This window comes from Spongiivirga citrea, from assembly GCF_010671565.1.
GTDB classification, from domain to species: Bacteria; Bacteroidota; Bacteroidia; order Flavobacteriales; family Flavobacteriaceae; genus Spongiivirga; species Spongiivirga citrea.
Genome location: NZ_JAABOQ010000004.1, coordinates 392,097 through 417,599 on the forward strand (window position 1 = coordinate 392,097; position 25,503 = coordinate 417,599).

The window sequence follows — 25,503 nt, forward strand, 5'->3', positions numbered from 1 at the left end:
TTCTAATTTACACTTATTTAACTCGAGGTTTATGTGAAAAGCTTTTCACCTGGGATTGTTTTGCCTAAAATTGCTCTAACAATCTTAATGATATCACGATATTCTGAATTTCTTAATTACTATAAAAAGTCAATGAATTCTATTAAAACCATATTGCTAGCTTGTATTTTAGGTATTGTTTTGGGATGTTCCAATTCTAAATCCGAAAACGGAACAAAGGAAAGGGAAGATCATACTGCCCTTAATTTCGAGCAAAAAGCTAAAGACCTTGTTGCCGCTATGACCTTAGAAGAAAAGGTCTCGCAGATGAATTATGAATCGCCAGCAATTGAGCACCTTAATATCCCAGAGTACAATTGGTGGAACGAATGCCTGCATGGCGTTGGACGTGCTGGAAGAGCAACCGTTTTCCCTCAAGCAATAGGACTAGCCGCTACATTTGATAAAAACCAAATGTCTGAAATATCTGAAATAATTTCAGATGAGGCTCGTGCAAAGCATCACGAGTTCGCTTCTAGAGGTAAAAGAGGTATTTATCAGGGCCTTACCTATTGGACACCAAATATTAATATTTTTCGCGATCCTAGATGGGGCCGGGGTATGGAAACTTATGGTGAAGATCCATATTTAGCAGGTGAATTGGCAGTTCGTTTTATAAAGGGACTACAAGGCGACGATCCTAACTATTTAAAGTTAGTAGCAACTGCAAAACATTTTGCGGTACATAGCGGACCAGAAGTTGATCGTCATAGCTTTAATGCAGAACCAAGTCCGCAAGATTTTCTAAATACATACAGTCCGCATTTCGAGAAAGTAGTGAAAGAAGCAGGCGTGTACTCTATTATGTGTGCATATAATAGTTACCAAGGTGAACCCTGTTGCGGAAATAAAGATTTAAGTAGTCTTTTACGCGATAATTGGGGCTTTGATGGTTATATCGTTTCTGATTGCTGGGCAATTAAAGATTTTTATAATGAAGGAGCGCATGAAATTAGTGGAGATGCCAAAGAAGCTTCGGCTATTGCTGTAAAAGCAGGAACAGATTTAAACTGTGGTGATTCGTATCCTGCTTTAGTGGCGGCAGTACAAGATGGTTTAATTACAGAAGCTGAATTAGATGTTTCTCTTGAACGATTATTCGTTGCTCGATTAAAACTAGGTCTATTTGCACCAGAGGGCGCTGTCAAGTATGAGAATATCCCTTATGATGTCGTTGATTCCGAAAAACATCGACTTGCATCCTTAGTAACAGCACGCAAATCGATGGTGCTGCTAAAAAATCAAAATAACACTCTACCCCTAGATAAAAATAAGATTAAAAAGATCGCAGTAATCGGTTCCAATGCTGATGATTTAGAGGTACTACTAGGCAACTATAATGGATATCCAACTGCACCAGTTACTCCTCTAGAAGGAATCAAACAAAAACTTCCTAATGCAGAGGTTACTTACTCAATAGGAAGTAAGTTGGCTGAAGGACTGCCTGTGTTTGAGGCGATGCCGCAATCGGTATTATTTACAAATGGCTCCCTTAAAACTGAAGGTTTAAAGGCTGAATATTATGACAACATTGCTTTTGAAGGAACTCCAAAGCATACTAGAATTGACAAAACAGTAGATTTTACTTGGAGAACCAATCCCCCATTTGAAGATATGCGTTATGATTCTTATTCAGTGCGATGGACGGGAATTCTTTCGGTAGATAAAACAGGTAATTATGCCTTAGGAGGTGAGGCTTTTTCATCCATGAAGCTATTTTTAGATGATGAACTTCTTATGCAGCGCCAAGATGTGCATCACCCAAAAAAAATATATGAGTACGTAAAACTAGAGGCTGGGAAAAAATATAAAATCCGTTTTGAGTGTGTACAGAATAACACGGAACATGCCATCATGAGATTGCTTTGGGAATCACCCAAAGAGAATTTAGCTAAGGAGGCTATTTCTAATGCTAAAGATGCCGATGTTGTGGTTTTATGTATGGGAATAAGTCCACTTTTAGAAGGAGAAGAAATGAAGGTGAAAGTAGACGGATTCTCTGGTGGTGACCGCGTACACACCAAGCTCCCGAAAACGCAAACCGATTTAATTAAAAAAATAATTGCCTTGGGTAAGCCAACTGTATTAGTATTATTAAATGGTAGTGCACTCTCAATTAATTGGGAAAATGATAATGTTCCAGCAATTATAGAGGCATGGTATCCTGGACAAGCTGGTGGTACCGCTATAGCTGATGTCATTTTTGGAGATTACAACCCAGCTGGAAGATTACCAGTTACCTTTTATAAAGATATTAATGATATTCCTGCATTTAGTGATTATGATATGAAAGGAAAAACATATCGATATTTCAAAGGAGACCCATTGTATGAATTTGGTTATGGACTCAGCTACACTTCATTTAAGTATAGTAATTTACAAGTTCAAGAGGTGATTGAAGCAGGAAATGATGTAAGAGTAACAGTAGATGTTGAAAATGTTGGCGGTCTAGATGGAGAAGAAGTAATACAAATTTATGTTCAAAATCCGAATGCAGATGCCTATAATCCCCATAAAACTTTATCGGGATTTGATAGAGTATCATTTAAATCGGGAGAAAAGAAAACACTCTCATTTAACATCGATAAAGATCAACTAAGTATTGTAAATAACAAGGGTGAAAAAGTTGTACAACCAGGAACATATCAGCTTTCTGTAGGTGGATCACAGCCATCAGAAAACCGTATTAAAAATGGAACTGTCATAACTAAAGAAATAACTATTTCGGGAAGTCCAGTTAAGATATAATTAAATCACTTATTTCAATACCGCTCTTTTTATTACATTTAAAAAGACAAGTTATTTTACAAAAATACAACTGACCAAGTATGTTTTACATAGGTTTTGATATTGGTAGCTCTTCCATAAAAGCTTCTTTGGTTGATGCAAAAACTGCTAAGGCCATCTCTACCATTCAAGAACCCTCAGAAGAGATGCAAATTATAAGCAAGCAAATGCATTGGGCTGAGCAAGATCCAAACTTATGGTGGCAATATGTTTGTAAAGCATCGAAACGTCTTCTAAAGGAAAATAAACTCACATCAAAACAAATAAAAGGCATTGGCATCGCATATCAAATGCATGGTCTAGTAACCGTTGATGATAAAGGTGAAGCAATTCGAAATTCGATAATATGGTGTGATAGCAGAGCTGTCACTATTGGCGAAGCAGCTTTTGAACAAATTGGAGAAACAAATTGCATGCAACATCTGTTAAATTCTCCAGCTAATTTTACTGCCTCAAAATTAGCTTGGGTGAAGGAGAATGAACCGGAACATTATGCTAAAATTCACAAGTTCATGCTTCCTGGTGACTTTATTGCCTATAAATTTTCAGGTGACATAAATACTACTATATCAGGTCTTTCTGAAGGAATTCTTTGGGATTTTAAAAATGAAGAACCTGCTAAATTAGTTTTGGATCATTATGGAATTGAAAGTGCTTTAGTGCCGGAAATTGTTGACACATTTAGTATTCAATCGAGGGTCTCTGAAAAAGGAGCGAGCGAAAGCGGTTTACAAAAAGGAACTCCGATTTTATATAGAGCCGGTGATCAACCGAATAATGCATTATCACTTAACGTTCTAAATCCTGGTGAGGTAGCTGCAACGGGGGGTACATCAGGTGTGCTCTATGCAATTACTGATAATCTCACTAGTACGGAGGGAATAAAACTCAATAATTTCGCTCATGTAAACCATACCACTACAACACCAAGAATCGGTAAATTATTATGTATTAATGGTGCTGGAATCCAGTACAGATGGTTAAAAGATATTTTAAATCTTTCCGAAAACTCATATGAGGGGATGAATTCGCATGCTTCTGAAGTGCCTATTGGTGCTGATGATCTTCAGATAATTCCTTTTGGCAATGGTGCTGAACGAATGTTCGACAGCAAGACCATTGGAACCCATATAAGCAATATCAACCTAAACAAGCACAACCAATCACATATTTTGAGAGCAGCACTTGAAGGAATTGCTTTCGCGTTTGTATATGGCATGGAAATTTTAAAAAACGATAATACTACAATCAATTTAATACGAACAGCTAACGATAATTTGTTTCGATCAGCAATTTTTTCTAATACAGTAGCTACCTTAATTGGTCAGGAAATTGAATTGTACAACACTACTGGTGCCGTAGGTGCAGCGCGTGCGGCCGGAAGGGCAGACAAAGCTTTTGCTGATTTCGGAACCGTGGTTGCAAATAATGATTATCTAAAAAGTTTTGAACCTAATAAAGAACGGACGGCCTATACCGAAGCTTACGAGCGTTGGAAAACAACATTACACAATATTCTAAATTAAGACATCAAGAAAATGACTACGTATTTCAAATCTATCAATACTATTCAATTCGAGGGAAAGGACTCTGATAATCCTTTGGCATTTAAATATTATAATCCTGCACAAGTAGTGGCAGGCAAAACTATGCGAGAGCATTTTAAATTTGCCGTGGCCTATTGGCACTCATTTTGTGGTACTGGTGCTGACCCTTTCGGGCCAGGTACTTTACTACATCAGTGGGATACTTCAGGAGATGCTGTTGAAGCTGCTAAGCAAAAAGCCGATGCCGCTTTTGAGTTCATTTCAAAATTGGGCTTTGACTACTACTGTTTTCATGATTATGATTTGATTAGAGAAGGTTCCTCGTTTACCGAATCGGAGAAGGGCTTACAAACTATTGTCGCTTACTTAAAACAGAAACAGCAAGAAACTGGCATTAAACTATTGTGGGGTACCTCCAATTGTTTTTCCAATCCACGGTATATGAATGGGGCAGCTACAAATCCTGAATTTAATGTGTTAGCCAGAGCTGCAGGTCAAGTAAAGTTAGCGTTAGATGCTACTATTGAATTAGCTGGAGAAAACTATGTTTTTTGGGGTGGCCGCGAGGGTTATATGAGCCTACTGAATACCGATATGAAACGCGAACAGGAACATATGGCTATGTTCCTAACCAAGGCCAGAGATTATGCCAGAGCTCAAGGTTTTACGGGAACGTTTTTCATAGAACCCAAACCTATGGAGCCAATGAAACATCAATATGACTTTGATACTGCAACCTCCATTGCTTTTTTAAAACAATACGGTTTAGACAAAGATTTCAAAATCAATATTGAGGTGAATCATGCTACATTAGCACAACATACATTTCAACACGAACTACAAGTGGCTTCAGATGCAGGAATGTTAGGTAGTATAGATGCTAATAGAGGTGACTATCAAAATGGATGGGATACAGATCAGTTTCCAAATAATATTTATGAAGTTACTGAAGCGATGTTGGTATTTTTAGATGCAGGTGGTTTGCAAGGTGGTGGGATCAATTTTGATGCAAAAATTAGAAGAAACTCTACTGATTTAGAAGATATATTTTTAGCTCATATTGGTGGTGCAGATGTATTTGCTCGCGCACTACTAACTGCAGACAAAATTGTAAGCAACTCTAACTACAAAAAATTAAGGCAGCAACGATATTCCTCATTTGATTCTGGCTCAGGTAAGTCATTTGAAAAAGGGGCGCTTGACTTCAATCAATTATATGATATAGCCAAAGAAAATGGTGAGTTACCTCTAGTAAGTGGTAAGCAAGAGTTGTTTGAGAATATTATCAATCAATACATATAGAGAGTATGGAGTCCGTTTTAGAATTTGGTGATTGGATTGTTTTAGGTATATATTTCTTGGCCCTGGTAGGCGTAGCCGTATGGGTTATTCTACAAAAAAATAAGAATACAGAGGACTACTTTCTTGCAGGACGAAATGTTGGTTGGTTCGTAATTGGAGCTTCAATTTTCGCCTCAAACATTGGATCAGAACACGTAGTTGGACTTGCTGGTACAGGTTTTGAATCAGGAACTCCCATGGCACATTACGAACTACATGCGTGGATTGTTTTACTCTTGGGGTGGTTATTTCTTCCGTTTTATATTCGAAGTGGAGCCTTTACCATGCCCGAATTCCTTGAAAAACGTTTTGACAGCCGATCAAGGTGGTTTTTATCAGTTTTCTCCTTGGTAGGATATGTAATCACCAAAGTATCAGTAACCATCTATGCAGGCGGTATCGTAGTTTCAGAACTTTTGGGCGTTTCATTTTGGGGTGGCGCTATTGGTATCGTTATTTTCACTGGTATTTATACCATTGTAGGCGGAATGAAAGCAGTTATTTATACAGAAACCTTGCAAACAGTTATACTAATTGCTGGGTCGCTAATTATCACATATTTAGGATTGCAGGAAGTTGGCGGATGGAATGTGATGGTCGATACTGTGAAAGAGGTGAGTCCACAACATTTTAATATGTGGCGCCCGATGACCGATCCTGATTTCCCTTGGACCGGTTTGCTTATTGGTGGAACTATTGTAGGAATTTGGTATTGGTGTACCGATCAATATATTGTACAGCGCACACTAGCTGCTAACAATATCAAAATAGGACGTCGGGGAGCTATTTTTGGAGCTTACCTTAAACTATTACCTATTTTCATTTTTCTTATTCCTGGAATTATTGCTTTCGCCTTAACCATTAAAAACCCAGAATTATTTGGTGTTGATAAAGCAGATCGGGCGTTCCCTATGTTGGTAAAAACATTGTTGCCCGTTGGTTTAAAAGGATTAGTTGCAGGAGGATTAATTGCTGCACTAATGAGCTCGTTGGCTTCTGTTTTTAATTCATGCTCTACCATTTTCACTATAGACATTTATAAAAAACTAAAACCGCAAAAAGATGAAAAACAGCTTTTGCGAACAGGTAAAATAGCTACCGCATTTATTGTCGTTTTAGGAATTTTTTGGATTCCGGTCATGGAAAAAATTGGTGGTGGTGTAATGTATCAATACCTTCAAAACGTACAATCCTATATAGCCCCTCCGGTTACAACGGTATTCCTTCTAGGTATTATTTGGAAACGGGTCAATTCTAAAGCCGCAATTACCACCTTATTAGCAGGTTTAGTCTTGCTAGTAGCAAGATTGAGTAGTGAAATTGCGTATCAACCAGAAATATCACATTTTAAAGAAACAGGCGACCAAATAGCATCAGGTTTCGCCTATACTTTTGCTACCATCAACTTCGCGCATATGGCGATTTTTATGTTTATATTTTCAGTTGCTTTGTGTATTGGTGTATCATTAGCTACCAATCCACCAAATTATCAAGCAATTAAAGGACTTTCTTTTGGTACTTTAAGTGTTGAGGACAAAGCATTAGCAAAGAAAAGTTACGATACTATTGACGTAGTTCTTTCAGTTTTACTTGTGGTTATTGTTATTGGCATACTCACTTATTTTACGGGCTAGCAATTATTTAATTAGGTTTTTCTAAAGAAATCATCCAATCATTATTTAAGCGATATACAAAACTTTGAAGTTTTCAGCACTCATTCTAAAAAGTGTTTAACATTAAACCGAATCACGGTCATGCAGTTTTTATTTTTTCTTTTAAATGTAAATGTTGCTTAGTAAGTTTGATAGATTATTTGTGCATGTAAGAATCTAAAATATATGCATGACATGTCTTTTTAGGTGTTATCTTTATGGTTAGGCAACAAGATAAAAAGCCAACTCAACGCAATGAACTATCGTAAATTTATAGCAATTATCTTCTTGATAGTAGCACTTATTTTTGGTGCTGTGTTTTATCTTAACATTGGTGTTCCAGAAAGTATCGAGGGTTATTTCAAAAAATCTTATTATGGTCAATTTGGTCCTCTCTCAATATGTGTCGAGCTTTTAGTTGCCGGTTATTATCTGTTTAAAGCTAACAAGAAAGCTAACTTTACGCTTGCCCTTTTCGGCTTTACTGTCATTTTAGATATTCTTTTCAATCTCACTGGAATACTTACAAGTGGTGTCCCAGTTTATGCAATGGTAGTTTTCTTTTGTTTCGCTGTGGTTTCTTTTTGGATTGCATTCTCAAATAGCTTCAATCTTGGAAAAATAAGTTTTAAAGGAACTATAGCGGCTTTTGTTTTGGGAAATGCAGTGGAGTTTTTTTTCAACTACTTATAACAAAAGAAAATCGAGGATTGTCATTGCAACAACTCCCCGATTCCTGATTAGTTAGATTCTATTTATTACCATTCTATAGATTTGGAGGTTTGGTCATTTTCTTCCAATCTACAGTCCTTTTAAAATGCCAGTACAAGACAACTACACTAACATACTCCAATGCGATCAACCAAAAACCTAAGTCAGTAAAAAAACTTATATAATCGCTTCCCGATGGTATGATTAAAAATGGAACTGTAATTAAAGCATCAAGCATCATGGCCACTAAAAACATCGCAACTCCTAGAATAAAACCATTGGTTTTATGTCCTTTCTGGTAGTATAAATAAGCACCTATACAAGCGCTAGGTATTATAGCTACTGATAGAACCCAATTTGCTTGTAAATCCGGATCCGATAGTATCGGAACAAAATAAGAAGCAACAAATGCCATAACAGCCAGTACCCATGCAATACTTCCTGAAATTACTACACCTTTAATATTGATTTCTTTCATGATTGTATCCTTTAGATTACTTGAACTGTTGTTTGATTCCAAATACCAGTTGTAGCGGCTTTTTGCGCATACTCGCTAAAATCAATTGGTTTTCTTCCCAAGACTTTTTCGATGTCATTAGTGACTTCTGATAGTTCAGGATTTCCTAAAACTTCTGTAAATAAATACTCGATAAGCCATACAAAATCCTCTGGTAAATTCGCTTTACGCATCCCATCACCATATTCCTGTATAGTAATAGGAATAAATGTGATGTTACGGCCGCTTACCTTTGCAATTTCAGTTACCGCATCTTTAAACGTAAGTGTTCTAGGACCTGTAAGCTCGTAAATCTGTCCGTTATGAATATCTTCGGTCAACGCTTTTGTAGCTACTTCGGCAATATCATCTGTATCTACCCAAGGTATCTGAGCTTCGGCTTGTGGTAATGCTACAACACCTTCAAGAATGGGTTCTAACAAGAAATTTTCGCTAAAATTCTGGTTGAACCAGCTAGCACGAACAATTGTATAATCTAATCCAGAATTAATAACTACTTGTTCGCATAATTGCGCTTCACGTTCGCCTTTACCTGAAAGAAGGACCAATTTTTTCACGCTAGCGCTTTTTGCCATTGCAACCAATTGCTCAATAGCATTACGAGCGCCAGGCACCGCTAAGTCCGGTTGATAAGTAATATAAACCTTATCCATTCCTTTCAAGGTATTTGGCCAATTTTCCGGCTCATGCCAGTCAAATGACGGTGAAGCAGACCTTGACCCAATGCGGACATTATGACCAAGCTTTTCAAGCTGATTTACAATTCTTTTTCCAGTTTTTCCGGTTCCTCCGATGACTAAAATGTTTTCTGATCTCATTTTCTGTTCGTTTTTTTGATTAATAAATTTGTAACTGTTTTTTTATTTTGAATTGATAATTCCTATTAGAAGCAATACGAAAGATGTGCAGGATGTTATTGTTCGTATCATATGCCAGCGGTTCCAGGGTTGTTCAAATAGCTCGCGTAAATTGGCTAAATCACCTATCGACGCTGTTTCTAGTATTGTTTTATCAAGAATTTCATTCAACGGCACGTTTTTAAATATGGTGACCAAACCTACTCCTATAAAGAAGAGAATAGCCGCGATCAAAAATGCCCAAAATGTGCTTGGATTCGTATTCCTATGGAGGTAGGCATTTACCATTAGTAAAAAAACAGGACCAAAGAATACGATTAAAAAACTCTTGTTTATGATCGCCCGATTCATCGCCTGAAAGGATTGTAAAAAAGAGAGGTCGTTTAATCTTCCTATGCCAGGTGTTACGGCGTTGGTCCAGGTAAAGCACAATCCCGAGGTAAGCCCCGTAAATAAAATACCCAGTAGTAATACAATAAATTTAAATTTGATTTCCATGACTATATTTTTTTGGTGGATGTAATCCAGGTTAGTAACTCTTGATATTCAAAAGTGGCAAGTTTGATTTTCTTGCCTTTTGGCATTCGCTTCTTTATGAAAACTTGCTTGTAAACATCATCTTCCCATGGGTCCATATTATCAAGAGTAAAAACAGGTCTTTTATTACGCTTACTATGACAGACGTTACATTTGTTTTCAAGAATTTGAAAAGCTTTTTCTTTGGAAGTGTCTATAGTGTAGCTTTTGTAAGAGTGTTTACTTATAAAAGCATACTCCTTTATTGGCTCATGTGAGTCGGTCGATTCAGCTAAAAGCGTTAAAGAAATTTGGACTATCAATTTTACCAGTATTATCATCTTTCAATAGTTTTATTGATTTGATGATACAAAGGTGTAGATCCTTTGGGCTGGATTTTTGACCCTTAAGGACAATGTTTTGACATTTTATGCCAAACGGAGTTTTTAGGTAGTTTTTCTAAACTCAACTGGAGTCTTATCAGTCCATTTTTTGAAAGCTCGATTGAAAGCACTCTGCTCAGAAAAGCCAGTTAAAAATGCTATTTCACCTACACTACGGGAAGTATGCAGCAGTAAATTTTCAGAAACTTTTTGTTGTATGCTTTTCACAAGCTCTCGAAACGAGATATTACTACTAGAAAGCCTTCTAGTGAGCGTCCTGCTGCTCATACCAATATGAGTACTAATTTGTTCAATACCGGGAATACCACTAGGAAGTGCATCCTCAATGAGTCTACTCACATCGGAAACAACTTTATTAGAGTTAACTTCAATTCCTTTGGTTTCCTCTTCAACTCTTTCTACTAAAAAAGCATTTATACTTATATCTGCCTTTGCTGTTTTAGTATCAAAGTCCTCTCTCTTATAAGTAATTGAATTATATGATTGATTGAATAAAACAGGACATTGAAAAGCTGTTTCATAATCATTTAAATCCTTCGGTGCGGAATGCTTAAATGAAACACGTATGGGAGCAATCTTAGTTTCGGTAATACCTTGCATAACAACCACTGTAGCAGAAAAAGTAGCTTCATTAGATAAGCCAACCCCCCGACGATAAGCATCTCTTAATAAAAGCACTTTCGCATATTCTTCGTTTTTCTCAACTTTAAAAACATAGGTATCCGATAACAGTTTGAAGTAGCGTTCACTACGTTCAAATATTTCTCCAGCTTTTGAACAAGTACGCCAAGAAAGTCCTAGCACTCCGTAATCTTCTATTTTCATTTGCTGCCCTACTCGTATTGAAAATCCTGGACCTAAGGTTTGATCTATACTTTCATGAAGTGCAAAAAATTCATTTGCAGGTACAGCTTTAACTTCTGAAAGTGACCCATAAGGGGTCGTAAGCGTTTCAAAATATGCACTATCCATACCCTCATTTATAGCGTGTTCAATTATTTTTCTATATAAATGAGCGGATATGTACTTCATTAAGACATTATTCAATTAATAGTATCTATTTCGATACCTTGTTCCTTCAAAAATATAAACCATAACCGATTAAAACCAACATAAATTTATCATGATATAATATCAGTTTGCAGTAGTTTATAAAGAACTATTTAATAATTGACTGAACATGATTGAAAATTAATACGACTAAAGTCAAGTGGCATTGAGAAAAGATGTCAGGTTCGATGCTAGTTTTAGTAGCAAAGAATTTTATCCAAATACTGACTTTATTCTAAAACTGTTATTACCTTAGAGTCTGATCGGTATAACAATCTAAATCTGCTTTTCAGGTATAAATTGTGATAAGAAGTACAAACCGAAATCAATCAAACTATGGACAGAAAATCATTTATTAAAACAGGAATTGCAGGCGGTTTGGGATTAAGCCTAGCGCCCAGTATAGCCACTGCAATGGAGCAATCTGATAAAGAGCCACTTAAAATTGCAATGGTTAAAGAATTTGTTATTGCGGGGCATTTTAATCTAGATAAGGTTAAGAATATGTTAGAAGACTACCCTAACTTAATTTATAGTCGCTATGATTGGGGTAATGGAGACTTCGAAGAAGCAATTGAAGGTGCTGCTCACAAAGGAAATAAAGAAATAGCCAACTATTTAATTGAAAAAGGTGCTCGCGTCAATCTGTTCGCCCTAACAATGCTTGGGAAGACGACTTTGGTGAAACCAATTTTAGAAGCATACCCAAACCTGATATTTTCAAAAGGAGCACACGGATTAACATTGCTTCATCACGCCGAAATTGGGGGTAAAGAATCTGAAGAACTATTTAATTTTTTACAAACAAAAGGATTGACAAAAAAGCAGATAAAATTAAATTAAGTCCAAGAAAAAGAGGCCCTTTGACAAACCAGTTCCTTTAAGGAATTTGCGATACAGCCCATTTCGTATGTACGTTCATGGTCTCTAAATCTTTGAGTTGTTTTTCAAGCTCTTCTTCCGATAAACCACTTTTTCTCATCATCTCGATCATTTCTTCGCCCCTTGTATATTTTTGTCGCATCACCCCTGTACTACCAATAATTGCAACCCAACCATGTGGCTTATCGTCAACCAAAAACACTGAAGGCGGATTTACAGGGCTTGGACCTTGTTGATATATAGACTGTATTTGAGCGAATACATGCCCATTTAGGGTTGTAATAAAACCTGCATCGGTCCAATGTTGCATTTCTATTATTTCTTCTGATTGGGGGTGCTTAAATTTTAAAACCCAACCTACTCTTATTGGATTGCCGTTTTGGACATATTTTAATAGTTGTTCACGATTTCCCGATATAGCTTTGCCTTCGCTATCTGCCTCATAAATTATTTTATAATTATTTTGACCAACAGAAAATTGGAAACTAGCAATTAGAAGTAATAAGATAATGTTTCGCATGAAAGTAAATTTTTGATCAAACTATAAAATCTTACGGCTACAATTTTCCAAATTCAACCAACGACCTACTTATTTAAACCAACAACATTCTAAAAGCTTCATTAATTTATATATTCGGATTTCAATTACAACAAATGATCTTGAGCAAACTTTCTGAAAAAAAATATGCGATCACATTTTGGATTGCTCTTTGGCTAGCTCAGTCTTTTTTAATGGCTGGTGGTAATGAATTGGAATTCTATTTGATAAAGAACATCGCTATTGTTGGCTTACAATTCCTAGTCGTTCAAGTCAATTTCAAAGTTCTCTTTCCGTTTTTCTTTCTCAAAAAAACATACCTACTTTATATAATGTTGAGTATACTTCTTGTCTACATAGTATTCTCATCATCGTTTATTTTTATCGATTTAATTTTTGAGTTTTATTACCCGAGATTTGACGGTGGTGCCCAAATAGGGCTGATTAGTGATTTTTGGGCAATCTTATCCGGGTCTTCTTTCTATTCATTAGCATTAGTTTGCAGCTTGGTTTATAAACTTTTAAAAACAAATCAAGATAAGGAAGCGACCAATCAAGAGTTACAGAAAAGATTAGAAAACGATGAACATAATAATCCTATCACCATTAAAGAAGGTCATAAAACACACCAACTTTTAGCCAAAGACATTCACTTTATTAAAGGCCTTAAGGAATACGTTGTTTGGCATACTAAAAATGGAAATATTGTTGCCTTACAAACTTTGAATACCATTGAAGCTGAATATAAAGAAATGGGGTTTTTAAGAGTACATAAGTCATATATAGTGAATATGAATCATGTAAGTTCCTTTAAAAGCAATAATTTGAATGTTCAAGGAGAATTAATCCCAATTGGCAGAGTTTTTAAGAAGAATGTGATTGAATTTTTGAGTGACTCGAAATCTTAGTCAATCCCTTTTTCTTTTCGAAGAATATATTAGATAAGATAGAAGGTATCCTTCAAGCCATATAGCACAGGACAGAAATGAATACAAGCTCAACTATTTTTAAAATAATTAACAGGCCGCCTATCATAAGTACTTGTTGAAAAAATATCCAATATTAAATGATAAATAAGTTGAGAGGAAATACTTTGGTTAATCTAGTAATATTTTTAGGAGTTTTAGGAATACTCTTATCATGTAGTCCAAAAAAAGATACAAAGAACTTGTTGTTTATTGGCAGTTATACAAACGGTCAACCTAGTGAAGGACTCTATGTTTATGATTTTGATATTAACTCAGGAAAAACAAAAGAATTATTTGTCTTAGATAGTATTGTAAATCCCTCATTTATTACATTATCACCTGATGGTAAATATTTGTATACCGTTACTAAAAGTCAAATGAAGGTGAATGGAATGATTGCTGCATTCGCAGTTGACTCTGTAAAGGGAGCGCTTCACTTTTTAAATGAAGAAGATGCTGGTGGCAGAAACCCAGTACATCTTGCCATATCAAATGAAGGTAGCTATCTCGTAAATTCTAATTATACAGATCCAAGCATATCAGTATTTAAAATTAAAGATGATGGTAGTTTAAATCCTTATTCGCAATTATTGAAATTTAAGGATAGTAGTATTGTTAGCGGTCGACAGGATAATTCCCACATTCATTCTACTAATTTTTCGTCAGCCAACGACTATTTGTTTGCTCAGGACTTGGGTGCAGACAAGATTCGAGCTTTCAATTTTTTCCCAAACACAACCACAAATCACTTTTTAAAATCAATCGAATCGAACACTGTTACTATGAAACCCGGTAGCGGACCAAGACATTTTACTTTTCATCCTATTAGCAAGTTTGCTTATGGAATTTCAGAGTTAAGCGGTAGAATATCTCAATATAACTACGGCAAAGGGTCTTTAACATTCAAGCGAGATTATCAATCTTATACAAACAAACAAAAACTTTATAGATCTGCAGATATCCATATTTCACCTGATGGCAAGTTTCTTTATGCTTCTAACAGGGCGCCAGATGAGAATTCACTTTCCATTTTTGCAGTAGACATTTTAACTGGTAACTTAAAGCTAGTTGGTCGCGAACCCACGTATGGAGAGCACCCAAGAAATTTTGTGATAGACCCGTCTGGCAACTATATCATTGTAGCCAATCAATTTTCAGATAATGTAGTGTTTTTCAAAAGAGATTTGAAAACGGGAAAACTTACCAAACTACCGAACGAATTGAAAATCAAAAATCCATCTAGCTTAAGAATGAAAAGCTATAATCAATAGCTCACAGATAGTCCAAAAAGTCTGTTTTATGAGATTTGTATTGGTATTTTCTTTTGGTGAGATTCGTAGATCCTGTCTAAGACTATCAGATTACTCAAGTAAGTTGATACTTCTGTTTCGAATGGCACTTTATTGATCAAACAATCAATAAAATGCTTTTGAGTGAAATAAACACAATCACCCGCAAAATTCTGATCTTTAAATTCATAGTCATGCTGTTGTTCTTTCTCTCCCAAAAGCTGCGTGCAAATAATTCCATCTTCATAGAGTCGTATGCTACCTTTACTACCCTCAAATAGTATTGTTCCAAACGTTAAACGCGGATTTTTATTGGTACTTTCATTATAGCGATTAGCATCTAAAAAGCCTACGGCACCATTTTCAAAATCAAATTGTACCCAGCTAAAGTCTTCTCCTTTAATAGCGGTATTTAATCGCTTAAGTCGTGCATATACCTTGGTGATTTTACCAGCATAATAACTAAATAGGTCTATAAAATGAATACCGGTTTCATACATTAATAACTTTTTCATTTCTCTAAAATATGGCTGTCTATCCATATAAGCATTAGGTTGCCAACCGTCGCCCATGCGCATTCTGGAATTTATAGCGTACAACTCACCAATTGTATCTTTTCTCAGCAATTCCTTTATTTCACGATGCCAAGGTTGAAAGCGAAAGTTTTCATGTACCATCATACGTACTGATGACTTCTTAAGCACTTTAAGCATTTTATTGGCTTCCTTTAAACTAGGCGCCAAAGGTTTTTGACAGATGATGTGAACATTGTACTTAATTGCCAACAAAACTAAGTCTAAATGAGTCTCTGGTGGGGTAATGATATCAATGAAATCTGGTTGCTCCTGAATAAGCATTTGCTCTACACTAATATACTTGTGGGGAATTTTATATTGCAATACAGCATTTTTTACTTTCAATTCATCTACATCACATACTGCAGTAATTTCTACTCCCGAAATCCTATTCCAGGCTTCAAGGTGAAATTTACTAAAATAACCTAAACCAATGCAAACCCCTTTCAACATCAACTAGTATTGAGTAAGTTTTTGCTGAGGCTTCATATACAACCAAAAAACAGTCGCTAGAATATTTAATATAGCACCAACCACAAAAAACAAAGTAGTTGAGTCTGTCCATGCTAGTAAGTATGGGAATGTAATAGCAGTAATGAATGCCCCAATATTCCCTGCCATATTCATAGTACCAGAAACTGCACCCGAGTGTTTTTTACCAATATCTACGCAAAATGCCCATGAGGGTGGTAAGGTCATATCAGCCCCAAAGATGGCTATACTTAAAAAAACTATTGCACCGATAGCACTATCCATATAAATACTTCCTAATAGTCCGATTGCAGCTAACAAAAATCCGACAGTAGCTGGTATTTGGCGTGAAATATTCCAATTACCTTTTTTAAAAATTCTATCTATCAACCATCCTGAAAACCAATTACCAAAAGCACCAAACAACAGTGGCACTGCAGTGTACAATCCTGCCTCGACCGTTTCTAAACCATATTCTTTTTTGACATGTGGAAATAGCCAGGTTAACGCAAAGAAAAAAGTGAAATTACTACAGAAATACTGCCCCATTGCAAACCACATATTCTTAGAGTTCAATAGTATCCGCAGTCTTAATACCTCTTTAGTTTTTGTAGATTCTTTATCCTGTCTATTTTCTGTTATATACCGCTTTTCTATATCAGTAATTGCATTGTGATCTTCTGGATTATCCCTAAAAAGAACATACCAAGCTAATGCCCAGACTACGCCAACGATGCCCAATATCACAAAAGTATTTCTCCATCCATATTCTGTAATTAGCCAAGCAATTAGTGGTAGTGAAAACGCCGCACCAAGTCGCGACCCTGAAAAATTAATCCCGGTAACTATACCACGTTCTTTTAGAGGAATCCAACTATAAATAGCCCTGCTCATACCAGGAAAAGCCCCAGCTTCTCCTGCACCAAATAAAAATCGAACAACCAATAAAGATCCATAGCTCCAAACCGCAGCGGTTAATGCCGTAAAGGCTGACCAAATAGTAACGATTAGTGCCAAAATTTTTCTAGGACCGAAACGATCAACTAAAATTCCTGATGGAGTTTGAAAAAAAGCATAGCCCAAAGAAAATGCTGCAAGTACCCAACCCATTTGCTTATCCGAAAGATTTAAGCTACTCGCAATAGGATCTTTTGCCACTGATATACATATTCTATCTACATATAATAATAGTGCCAGCAAAAATGTGCCCAGCACCATAAAATAACGCTTGGGGAAATACTGAGCTCGATTCATTCTAGTTGTTTTATTAATTTATATAAGTCCGATTTATCTCCAACATTTCCTGGAAAGACAATAAAAGGCATTTCAGGGTATTTTGAATCTTTATCTAATTGCCAAACAGGAACTCCTTTTAAAATTTGACCTAAAACCAAAGCCTTTCTTACGCCAAGCGCCTTTACACAGATATCACTAGATGTAATACCGCCCTTGCTAAGTATATATTTAGGCCTTAAGGATAGTAATCTGACTAAAGATATTAGCCCAAGGGAAACCTTATTTAAAATCGCTAAACTTTCTTCTTTAGTATCACCAACATGTACCTTCCTACTGGTAAATAAAACCACATCTTTTTTAGCAGCTAATGCATTATTTATAATTTTTACCAACTTTTTTATGTATGTACTATTTTGATTTCCAGAAAGTATCTCGCTTACTTTCATTTTTATAAAAAGCGCTTTGGAATTGTTATCCTTTAAATGCTTTAGCTGTTCAGTTGTCTTGGGTACATAAGATCCGACGATGACCAACCCACCAGACTTTTGATTTTCATTTAAGATAGATTGTTTCGTCAATAACGGTTTAGGTGTGATTCCCGTAATTGCATTCACGAAAGAAGCAGCAGTACGATATAACAGATTGTCTTCAGAGGTTAAACATGCAATAGCAAACACCTGTAAATCGGCATAAGAAGTAGCATTTACAATAACATGCTTTGCCTCATGCTGTATTAAAATATCTTGAATCTCTTGGGGCTTAGCTTCTCGAAGTGTTTGGACAGAAATACTTAGTACTTCATTCGCTTTTATAGAACCCTCATATTTTTCTTGAATGTATTCTTTTAAGTTTGAATGAGCGTATCCAAAAGTAGTATCACAAGCAAAAGGTGTTTCTGCTACTGGAATAAAGTCATTATCTTCTTTTAGATAATGAATATCATTAAATGTATACCGTCCTCCTTCAAAAAAGCCTGGTATTAATACTTGCTTTGAATTCTTCCAGCCCAAACCATCTAGTAGAGCATCTACCTCATACGGATAATGGCCACGAAGGGTAGAATCACTTCGACTGATTACTACTAACTTTTTTCTGTGCTCTTTTGCAATTTCAGCCAACATAAGTCCTAGTGTTATAGCAAGTTCCTTAGCCTGAGACTGCTGTAAACTTCTAGAGTTGGTTAGGATGAAAAAAACGGGGCTATTGATAACCTCGTATTCGAGGGTAGCGTAACTCCAATCAGTAACTATAGGTACATTGTAAACCGTTTGGGTACCTGTCGGATCATCATCAATGATTACCACAACTCTAGGGGTGGCAGCTAATAAATCTGAAACAACTTCATGATGGTCATCTAATTCGGCGCCTTGTTGTATGGATTCAAGTATCTTTTTATTTAGCATATTCATCATTCTAGGGCCAAAACACGTGCTGGTGCGCCATCACCATCTTTTACTTTAAGTGGTGCGGCTATTAGTGTTATTTTTTCTTTTGACAATTGTTCTAGATTTGTTAATCCTTCAACAATTATCACATTGTTACGCATTAAAATGGTATGGATTTCAGTCACTTCTTCAATGTTGTTCACGTCGGCAATTGAAGGTGACTCAACCCCAATAATGTTTACCCCCTTTTTTCCCATCCAAACTGCTAAGTCAGCACTAATACGTGGTAAATCATTTCTGTAGGCTTCTGTATTTGTTTTTTTACTCCAGCCAGTATGTAGCAAAATACTCTCTCCCTTCTTTATTTTCTGTTCTATGGGTTGCATCTCTTTTACCCCAATCAATGCTTTAGGTTTAAGATGTGTAAGATCTAAGATCCATGCTTCAGATATCAGTCGATTTGCATCAATCTGTTCGATAGTTTGCTTAGTAACTTCAAAATGTATCGGGGCATCCATATGTGTACCACTATGAGAATAGAGATGTAAGGTTGATGCATTCCAGCCGTCTTTTGCAAGATTTTTCGCTGACGTTATAGCTACTCCAGTCATCTCTTCATCAATTAACATGGTTAAATCAACAATCTTTTTTGAGCTAATATCATTCATACCCACCTACCCTTCTGATTCAATAAATGAAATAACACTTGTGGCAACATCCTTAGTTGTTGCAGTACCCCTCAAGTCTTTTGTAAGGTTTCCTTTCGCAGTGGTATGTTCAATTCCTGCTACAATATTTTGGGCAGCTTTTGTTTCACCTAAATGCTCGAGCATAATGGCAGCGGACCATATTTGACCGATGGGGTTAGCAGTATTTTGTCCTGCTATGTCTGGAGCTGAGCCGTGAATAGGTTCAAACATCGAAGGAAATTCTTTCTCAGGATTTATGTTGCCACTACCTCCAAGACCAAGACTTCCCATAATCGCACCTCCTAAATCTGATAGGATATCGCCTATCATATTAGTGGTAACTATCACATCAAAAACCTCTGGTTTTAACACAAAACTTGCAGAGGCATTATCTACATACATTTTATTATACTCAACATCGGGATATTGCGCAGCCACCTCACCCATTACCTGATCCCAAAATCCCAGTGAATAAATAAGTGTATTTGATTTGGTGACGTTTGTTACTTTCTTGTCTCTTTTCCTGGCCAACTTAAAAGCAAAATGTGCAATGCGTTCTACACCTTTACGAGTAACAATACTGGTATCAATTGCCAAACCATTTGGCGTATCCGGATGCATTATTTTTCCATTTTGAACGAACTCACCTTCATTATTTTCACGAATGATAACAAAGTCGATATCTTTTTTCGTTTTATCACGTAACGGACTTTGAATACCCGAAAAAAGTTTTACTGGTCGATAATTTACATATTGCTGAAATTCAGTTCTAACTTTGAAGGTATAGTCTTTTGCGGGTAATGTATCATCTACTTCGGGTAAGCCAACAGCACCAAAATAAATCGCATCAAAACTTTGTAGTGTTTCTAAACCATTTTCTGGCATAAACTCCCCATGTTGTAAATAATAACCCGCTCCCCAGGAGAATTCCTGTGTTTCGATTTCAAAATCATATTTTTTGGCAACCGTTTCCAATACTGATATTCCTGCGGGTACTATTTCATTTCCTATTCCATCACCATTGACTACAGCGATCTTGTATTTTTTACTCATTACATTTCAATTTTTATTTTCCTTTAAGAAATTCTTTCCCCATTTTTCTCGTAATTCTTTTGCTAGCATCGCTATAGTTTGTTGATACTCTTCCTTTTCCGCTAGATTATCAAGTTCTAACGGATCCTTAGCGTGATCGAACAACATACGCTCATAAGCAACACCCTCATTATCTGTCCATTCGGTATAGAACAGATCACCTGTTATGAGTGTAACAGCATCTTTAAACTTTGAAACTGCCCAATCCTTTTTGCTTTCGTTCCCATTAATGACAGGAACAAAACTTTTACCTTCCACGGTTTTCGGAATTTCAATGCCTGTCAGTTCACTTAAGGTTGGATATACGTCAATGTATTCTGTAATAGCGTCTGTTGTTTGACCTTTAGTTCTACCTGGCACCTTGATCATTAACGGTGTACGTAATGCAGTTTCAAAAGTTACGTGCTTGCACCAAAGCTTATGGTCTCCTAAATTCCACCCATGGTCTCCCCACAGGATAACAATAGTATTTTCTTCTAGTTTCAGCCTTTTCAATTCATCTAATACCAAGCCTATCTGAGCGTCAACATAGCTAACAGATGCGTAATACCCATGTATAAGTTCTTTGGCTAAATCTTCAGGAAGGTCTCCTTTTTTGGGGATTCCTTCATATTTGCGCAATTCGCCATAGTTGTGAAATGCCTTTTTGGGTGTTGTTTTTGGCTGTTGGTAACTTTCAGGAAGTTCAATTTTCGATCGATCATATAGATCCCAATACTTTTTAGGAGCACAAAAAGGAAGATGTGGTTTTGTCACTCCCATGGTTAGGAAAAAAGGTTGACTAGAACTTTTAAGCTTTTGTAAGTCATTAACTACTTTTAGAGCTAATTTGCCATCTCTGTATATTGAATCATGAACTTCTGCCGCTTCAATTGGCAAGCCACGTTGGGTATTTCTTCTAATCTCTTGACTTTTTAGTAAAGCATAATTCCATAGTTTATCTGCTTGCCAAATTTCATCCCATGCCTCCGCGTCGTCCGTTTTATGATGATATATTTTACCATTGGAAATAGTTCTGTACCCATTTTGTTTAAGTAGCATTGGAAGTGAAATCGCCGTTGGATGATCCTCATCTTTTTTTGTAAATGCATTTATAAAACGATATCGTGTTGGCCTCGTTCCGGTAAGTAAGCTAGCTCTTGATGCGCCGCAAACCGGAATGTTACAATACGCACGATTAAATACTAAACTTTGTTGAGCCAGTTTATCAAGGTTTGGAGATTTAATATGGTTTGCTCCATAAAAGTTCAGTTCTGGACGTAAATCATCCACGGTAATCATTAATACATTAAGTGGTTTGGATGTTTTTTTGACATAGGTCTCCTCCGATTTCTCTTTACTGGAAGTGAGTACCAATAAAACTAAAAGGATAAAAATTCGCTGCATCATTGAAGTATAGATTTAAATTTATAGGTACCTGGCAACACCTCTAGTTCCATATAGTCATCAACTATTTCTACAATTTTCACAATATCACTACTCACCAATTCGGCCTCATCCATATAAATTTTACTCTGCTGTTTTGAAGGAATACGTACTATTGCAGTTGTGTTGGGAGGAATAGTTACCTCTAAGTTGAATGTACTGCCTTCCAGTTTCCAAATTGATTTTATGATGCCATAAGGTGAATCATAACTACTGGAGGCTGATGTTAAACGATTACCCGGTACCGGTGCAATACGTATCTTCTTATAACCTGCTTCTAATGGCGCAATTCCCGCAATGCGTTCATACATCCATTGACCAATAGCACCGTAAGCATAGTGATTCAGGCTATTCATTCGCTGTTTGTTAAAACCTTCCTTTTTACTGTAGCTATTCCAGCGTTCCCACATTGTAGTTGCTCCTTGATTTATGGAATAAAACCATGAGGGATACGTTTCTTTAAAAAGAATTTCATACATCAATTCATACTCCCCTATATCGTCTAAAACTTTTGACAATAATGGGGTACCTAAAAAGCCTGTTCGTAAGTGGTTGTCAGCCTCTTTTATTTTATCTAATAAATGTGGAATTGCCTTTTCTTCTATTTCAGGTGAGAGCAAATCAAATCCTAAGGCTAGTAAATAAGCTGTTTGTGTTTTTTCGCTATTTTGAATCTCTCCATTTTCATCAAAAAACTCTTTTTCAAAAGCCTTACAAATAGCAACTGATAATGCTTCATATTTAGCTTGCTCTTCTGACTTTCCTAAAACTTTTGCAGTCTGTGCAGTTAACTTAGTGACATATCCAAAATATGCAGTACTGATTAAGTTTTTAGATGTATCCCCTCTTCTGTTATTTTCCTTTTTAGGAAAAGGTTGTAACCAATCACTAAATGAGTTCATATCAGAAATGTATTTGTTAGTTACGCTTTGATGATGGGCTACCCAAGCTTTCATCATTTCAAAATTATCTTTTAGAATAGTGACATTACCAGTTCTATAGTAGACTTCCCAAGGTATAATAACCGCAGCATCGCCCCAGCCAGAACTAACTTTATTATTTTTCAAAGCATCAGGCACAACAAATGGGATCCCTCCATTTTCATATTGTGCCTCAGTTAAACTTTGTAGCCAGCTTGCCCAAAAGGCATGTACATCGGCATTAAATATGGAAGTAGGTACAAAAACTTGTGCATCACCTGTCCACCCTAGACGTTCATCTCTTTGGGGACAATCCGTAGGAATATCAAAAAAGTTTCCGCGTAAACCCCAAACAATATTGCTCTGTAATTGGTTGAGTTTGTTATGTGATGATGTAAAAGTGCCATGTTCTTCAAAATCAGAATACTGTACTACTCCAGTCACCCATTCATTCATAGGTTCTTGTGACATATCAAATCCGCTCAATTCCACATATCGAAAACCGTGAAAAGTAAATTTTGGTGCCCATTCGATCATTCCATCCTTTGAAGCGATATAATAGTCCGTTGATTTTGCTGAACGATAATTGTCCGTATAAAAAGTGCCATCTGGCTGCAACATTTCGGAAAATCGCATCCTCAAAGTATCTCCTTTTTTCATTGGGGCTTTAACTACGGCTACACCGACCATATTTTGTTTTAAATCGAAAATGGCTGCATTCTCAGTCTTTATTATCCCTTTTGAAGGAATCTGCAGCTTTGCTTTAACCGCGGCATGTCTTTTAGGTTCTAATTTTACCTGCTCGTCTATAGTTGATGTTATAACAGTAGACCATTTTTTATCATCAAAATTATTGGTTGTCCAATTTATCATTTCGTAGTTCGCGTCATAGGTTTCTCCATCATAAATTTCCGTAAAACGTATAGGCCCTTTTGTGGTGGCCTTCCAAGTATTATCTGAAATAATGGTTTTCTTACTTCCATCTTTTAAAAACAATTCTAATTGACATAAAACTTTTGGAGAACCTGAGTTTTCCCAAAGTGTTTTATTCCATCCCAATCTACCTGAATGCCATCCAGAAGCCAATTCTATAGCTATCATATTTTCACCCGATACTATCAAATCGGTAACATCGTAGGTTAAGGTTTCAATACGTTTATTATAAGGTGTCCAACCAGGAGGCATAACATCGCCGCTTACATCTTCTCCATTTAAATGAACATCAAAAACACCTTTTGCCGTGATATATAATCTTGCGGAAATAACATCAGAGGTTAACTCGAACTTTTTTCGCAAGTACTGTGGCGTATTAATAATTACTCCATTTGTACCTTTAATACTATCCTTTGCTGTATCTAGTCCAATCCATTTTGCTTTCCAATCGTCATTACTTAATAGCCCCATTTCAAATGTACTCGCTTCACTCCAAGTAGATGATTGATCATTTTGGTCCCAGTAACGCACTTGCCAATATACCTTTTGACCAGAGGTTATTGGTTTCCCTTTATATTCAATGAAGGTAGATTGGCTACTGAGTTCCTTTTCAGTATTCCATAAGTCCGGGTTGTCTGGCAATGACTCTAAGTTGCTCGCTACCACTATTTGATAAGCTGATTGACTTTCAATATTCCTTTCAATGGGTAACTTCCACGAAAAAGTAGGGGTTGCATCGTAAAAACCAATTGGATTAATAAATCCTTCTGAAATGGAAAGTGATTCGGGAGAAGCTATCTTCTTTTCTTGACAGGATATACTAAATAGTAGGCTTACTGAACAAATAATTATATTCTTACAGATACATTTTAAGGTTTTTTTTTGCACGGCTTGTTATATGATAAAGTGGGTTAGGTTTTTAGTTTCGGGTAATATTCGTAACTGTATTACTCAAGTTTTTTTTCATTTTTTCGTTGGAATAGACTCCCCATCTAAAGTGATAAAGAGCATCTACATTATCCATAGTACTTTCTTCACTAACACCGGTAAACTTTAGTTCATTATTAAAATAAACCTCCATATCCCTCCCGTTAGTACGTATTTTAATGGTAAAAGATCGCTGACCATTTGCCCAATCTTCATCAGTTGAAATTCGAACGTTTTCGTTTGATCTAGAGCCAACATGAATGCGCCCGTTTGTTCTTACCTCCACGCGTAATTGGGGTCCACAACAACCCGCAAACAGTTGTGCTATGGTATACGTAATATCTAGTTTATCGCTAGGATGCATTGTAGCTTCTAAAGTGTGCCATGTAGTTCCTTCTTTAAATTTTAATCCTTGTCCAGCTTCTGTACGGGCATGTTTTCGTTCACCAATAAATTCATCACCAGTAAAAAGTTGAAAAACTTGCTTCCCAGGTTCTTCCTGATACCACTTACTTACTTCGTCAAATTCTGAGCGTGGTACATCATCATCAATTACTGTAAAAAGATTAAATGGGTCTGGAATTCCATCCGGAGGTGTAAGAGAAATTTCTACAGGATCTTCTTCACTTTCCAATGCTTCAACCTGTTCTGCATCTGAACAGTTAAAGCAAAAAAACAGCAGAACGAACAAGATGTTAAAGCCAATTTTTTTCATGACCTGGTTCAACTTAAAAAAAATAATCAGTTTAGCC

Annotated in this window: 22 protein-coding genes; 8 read left to right on the forward strand and 14 right to left on the reverse strand. The window is 36.3% G+C overall.

What is annotated here, in order from left to right:
- Positions 1–132 precede the first annotated feature (132 nt).
- From GWK10_RS11225 to GWK10_RS11245, 5 genes are all read left to right on the forward strand, one after another.
- Positions 133–2,787, forward strand: a complete 2,655-nt coding sequence (locus GWK10_RS11225; protein WP_204263123.1) for a glycoside hydrolase family 3 C-terminal domain-containing protein — start codon at positions 133–135, stop codon at positions 2,785–2,787.
- Positions 2,788–2,867: 80 nt separating this feature from the next.
- Positions 2,868–4,352 carry a xylulokinase gene (locus GWK10_RS11230; protein WP_164032459.1) on the forward strand — a complete coding sequence of 495 codons (1,485 nt, stop codon included), beginning with the start codon at positions 2,868–2,870 and terminating at the stop codon, positions 4,350–4,352.
- Between the two features lie 12 nt (positions 4,353–4,364).
- Positions 4,365–5,675, forward strand: a complete 1,311-nt coding sequence (gene xylA, locus GWK10_RS11235; protein ID WP_164032460.1) for a xylose isomerase — start codon at positions 4,365–4,367, stop codon at positions 5,673–5,675.
- Between the two features lie 5 nt (positions 5,676–5,680).
- Entirely contained in the window at positions 5,681–7,348 is a 1,668-nt protein-coding gene (locus GWK10_RS11240; protein ID WP_164032461.1) for a sodium:solute symporter, read from the forward strand.
- 273 nt (positions 7,349–7,621) lie between these two features.
- The gene (locus tag GWK10_RS11245) at positions 7,622–8,059 is read left to right on the forward strand and encodes a hypothetical protein (RefSeq protein ID WP_164032462.1); all 438 of its coding nucleotides are present in this window, start codon (positions 7,622–7,624) and stop codon (positions 8,057–8,059) included.
- Between the two features lie 73 nt (positions 8,060–8,132).
- Here the strand turns inward: GWK10_RS11245 and GWK10_RS11250 are convergent, their stop codons facing one another.
- From GWK10_RS11250 to GWK10_RS11270, 5 genes are all read right to left on the reverse strand, one after another.
- A complete protein-coding gene (locus GWK10_RS11250; RefSeq protein WP_164032463.1) occupies positions 8,133–8,555 on the reverse strand; it encodes a DUF5367 family protein in 423 nt (140 codons plus the stop codon).
- A gap of 11 nt (positions 8,556–8,566) precedes the next feature.
- The gene (locus GWK10_RS11255; RefSeq protein ID WP_164032464.1) at positions 8,567–9,412 is read right to left on the reverse strand and encodes an NmrA family NAD(P)-binding protein; all 846 of its coding nucleotides are present in this window, start codon (positions 9,410–9,412) and stop codon (positions 8,567–8,569) included.
- Between the two features lie 42 nt (positions 9,413–9,454).
- Positions 9,455–9,949 (reverse strand): anthrone oxygenase family protein, encoded by a 495-nt coding sequence (locus GWK10_RS11260; RefSeq protein WP_164032465.1) that lies wholly within the window; start codon positions 9,947–9,949, stop codon positions 9,455–9,457.
- A 2-nt stretch (positions 9,950–9,951) separates the two neighbouring features.
- Positions 9,952–10,308, reverse strand: a complete 357-nt coding sequence (locus GWK10_RS11265; RefSeq protein WP_164032466.1) for a hypothetical protein — start codon at positions 10,306–10,308, stop codon at positions 9,952–9,954.
- 105 nt (positions 10,309–10,413) lie between these two features.
- Positions 10,414–11,403, reverse strand: coding sequence for an AraC family transcriptional regulator (locus GWK10_RS11270; protein WP_164032467.1), 990 nt, complete (start codon positions 11,401–11,403; stop codon positions 10,414–10,416).
- Positions 11,404–11,757: 354 nt separating this feature from the next.
- Here GWK10_RS11270 and GWK10_RS11275 point away from each other — a divergent pair, with 354 nt between their 5' ends.
- A complete protein-coding gene (locus GWK10_RS11275) occupies positions 11,758–12,264 on the forward strand; it encodes an ankyrin repeat domain-containing protein (protein WP_164032468.1) in 507 nt (168 codons plus the stop codon).
- A gap of 37 nt (positions 12,265–12,301) precedes the next feature.
- Here GWK10_RS11275 and GWK10_RS11280 read toward each other — a convergent pair whose 3' ends face one another.
- A complete protein-coding gene (locus GWK10_RS11280) occupies positions 12,302–12,823 on the reverse strand; it encodes a hypothetical protein (RefSeq protein WP_164032469.1) in 522 nt (173 codons plus the stop codon).
- Positions 12,824–12,963: 140 nt separating this feature from the next.
- Between GWK10_RS11280 and GWK10_RS11285 the strand changes: the two genes are divergently transcribed.
- Together GWK10_RS11285 and GWK10_RS11290 are read left to right on the forward strand one after the other, a co-directional pair.
- Positions 12,964–13,749, forward strand: coding sequence for a LytR/AlgR family response regulator transcription factor (locus GWK10_RS11285; protein WP_164032470.1), 786 nt, complete (start codon positions 12,964–12,966; stop codon positions 13,747–13,749).
- Positions 13,750–13,907: 158 nt separating this feature from the next.
- Complete coding sequence (locus GWK10_RS11290; protein ID WP_164032471.1) at positions 13,908–15,080, forward strand: lactonase family protein; 1,173 nt, start codon at positions 13,908–13,910, stop codon at positions 15,078–15,080.
- 26 nt (positions 15,081–15,106) lie between these two features.
- On the opposite strand, the gene GWK10_RS11295 is transcribed toward GWK10_RS11290, so the two are convergent.
- From GWK10_RS11295 to GWK10_RS11330, 8 genes are read right to left on the reverse strand one after another with little or no spacing between them, the layout of a single operon-like run.
- Positions 15,107–16,126 carry a Gfo/Idh/MocA family protein gene (locus GWK10_RS11295; RefSeq protein ID WP_164032472.1) on the reverse strand — a complete coding sequence of 340 codons (1,020 nt, stop codon included), beginning with the start codon at positions 16,124–16,126 and terminating at the stop codon, positions 15,107–15,109.
- 3 nt (positions 16,127–16,129) lie between these two features.
- Complete coding sequence (locus GWK10_RS11300) at positions 16,130–17,398, reverse strand: MFS transporter (RefSeq protein WP_164032473.1); 1,269 nt, start codon at positions 17,396–17,398, stop codon at positions 16,130–16,132.
- Positions 17,395–18,783, reverse strand: a complete 1,389-nt coding sequence (locus GWK10_RS11305; protein WP_164032474.1) for a four-carbon acid sugar kinase family protein — start codon at positions 18,781–18,783, stop codon at positions 17,395–17,397. Before GWK10_RS11305 ends, GWK10_RS11300 begins: the two co-directional genes overlap by 4 nt.
- Positions 18,784–18,788: 5 nt before the next feature.
- Positions 18,789–19,433 (reverse strand): cyclase family protein, encoded by a 645-nt coding sequence (locus GWK10_RS11310; protein WP_164032475.1) that lies wholly within the window; start codon positions 19,431–19,433, stop codon positions 18,789–18,791.
- Positions 19,434–19,439: 6 nt separating this feature from the next.
- Positions 19,440–20,507, reverse strand: a complete 1,068-nt coding sequence (locus tag GWK10_RS11315) for a tartrate dehydrogenase (protein WP_164032476.1) — start codon at positions 20,505–20,507, stop codon at positions 19,440–19,442.
- A gap of 6 nt (positions 20,508–20,513) precedes the next feature.
- Entirely contained in the window at positions 20,514–21,935 is a 1,422-nt protein-coding gene (locus GWK10_RS11320; RefSeq protein ID WP_164032477.1) for a sulfatase, read from the reverse strand.
- Positions 21,932–24,712 (reverse strand): family 78 glycoside hydrolase catalytic domain, encoded by a 2,781-nt coding sequence (locus GWK10_RS11325; RefSeq protein WP_317164682.1) that lies wholly within the window; start codon positions 24,710–24,712, stop codon positions 21,932–21,934. Before GWK10_RS11325 ends, GWK10_RS11320 begins: the two co-directional genes overlap by 4 nt.
- Before the next feature lie 31 nt (positions 24,713–24,743).
- Complete coding sequence (locus GWK10_RS11330) at positions 24,744–25,466, reverse strand: polysaccharide lyase family 7 protein (protein WP_164032478.1); 723 nt, start codon at positions 25,464–25,466, stop codon at positions 24,744–24,746.
- Positions 25,467–25,503: the final 37 nt, after the last annotated feature.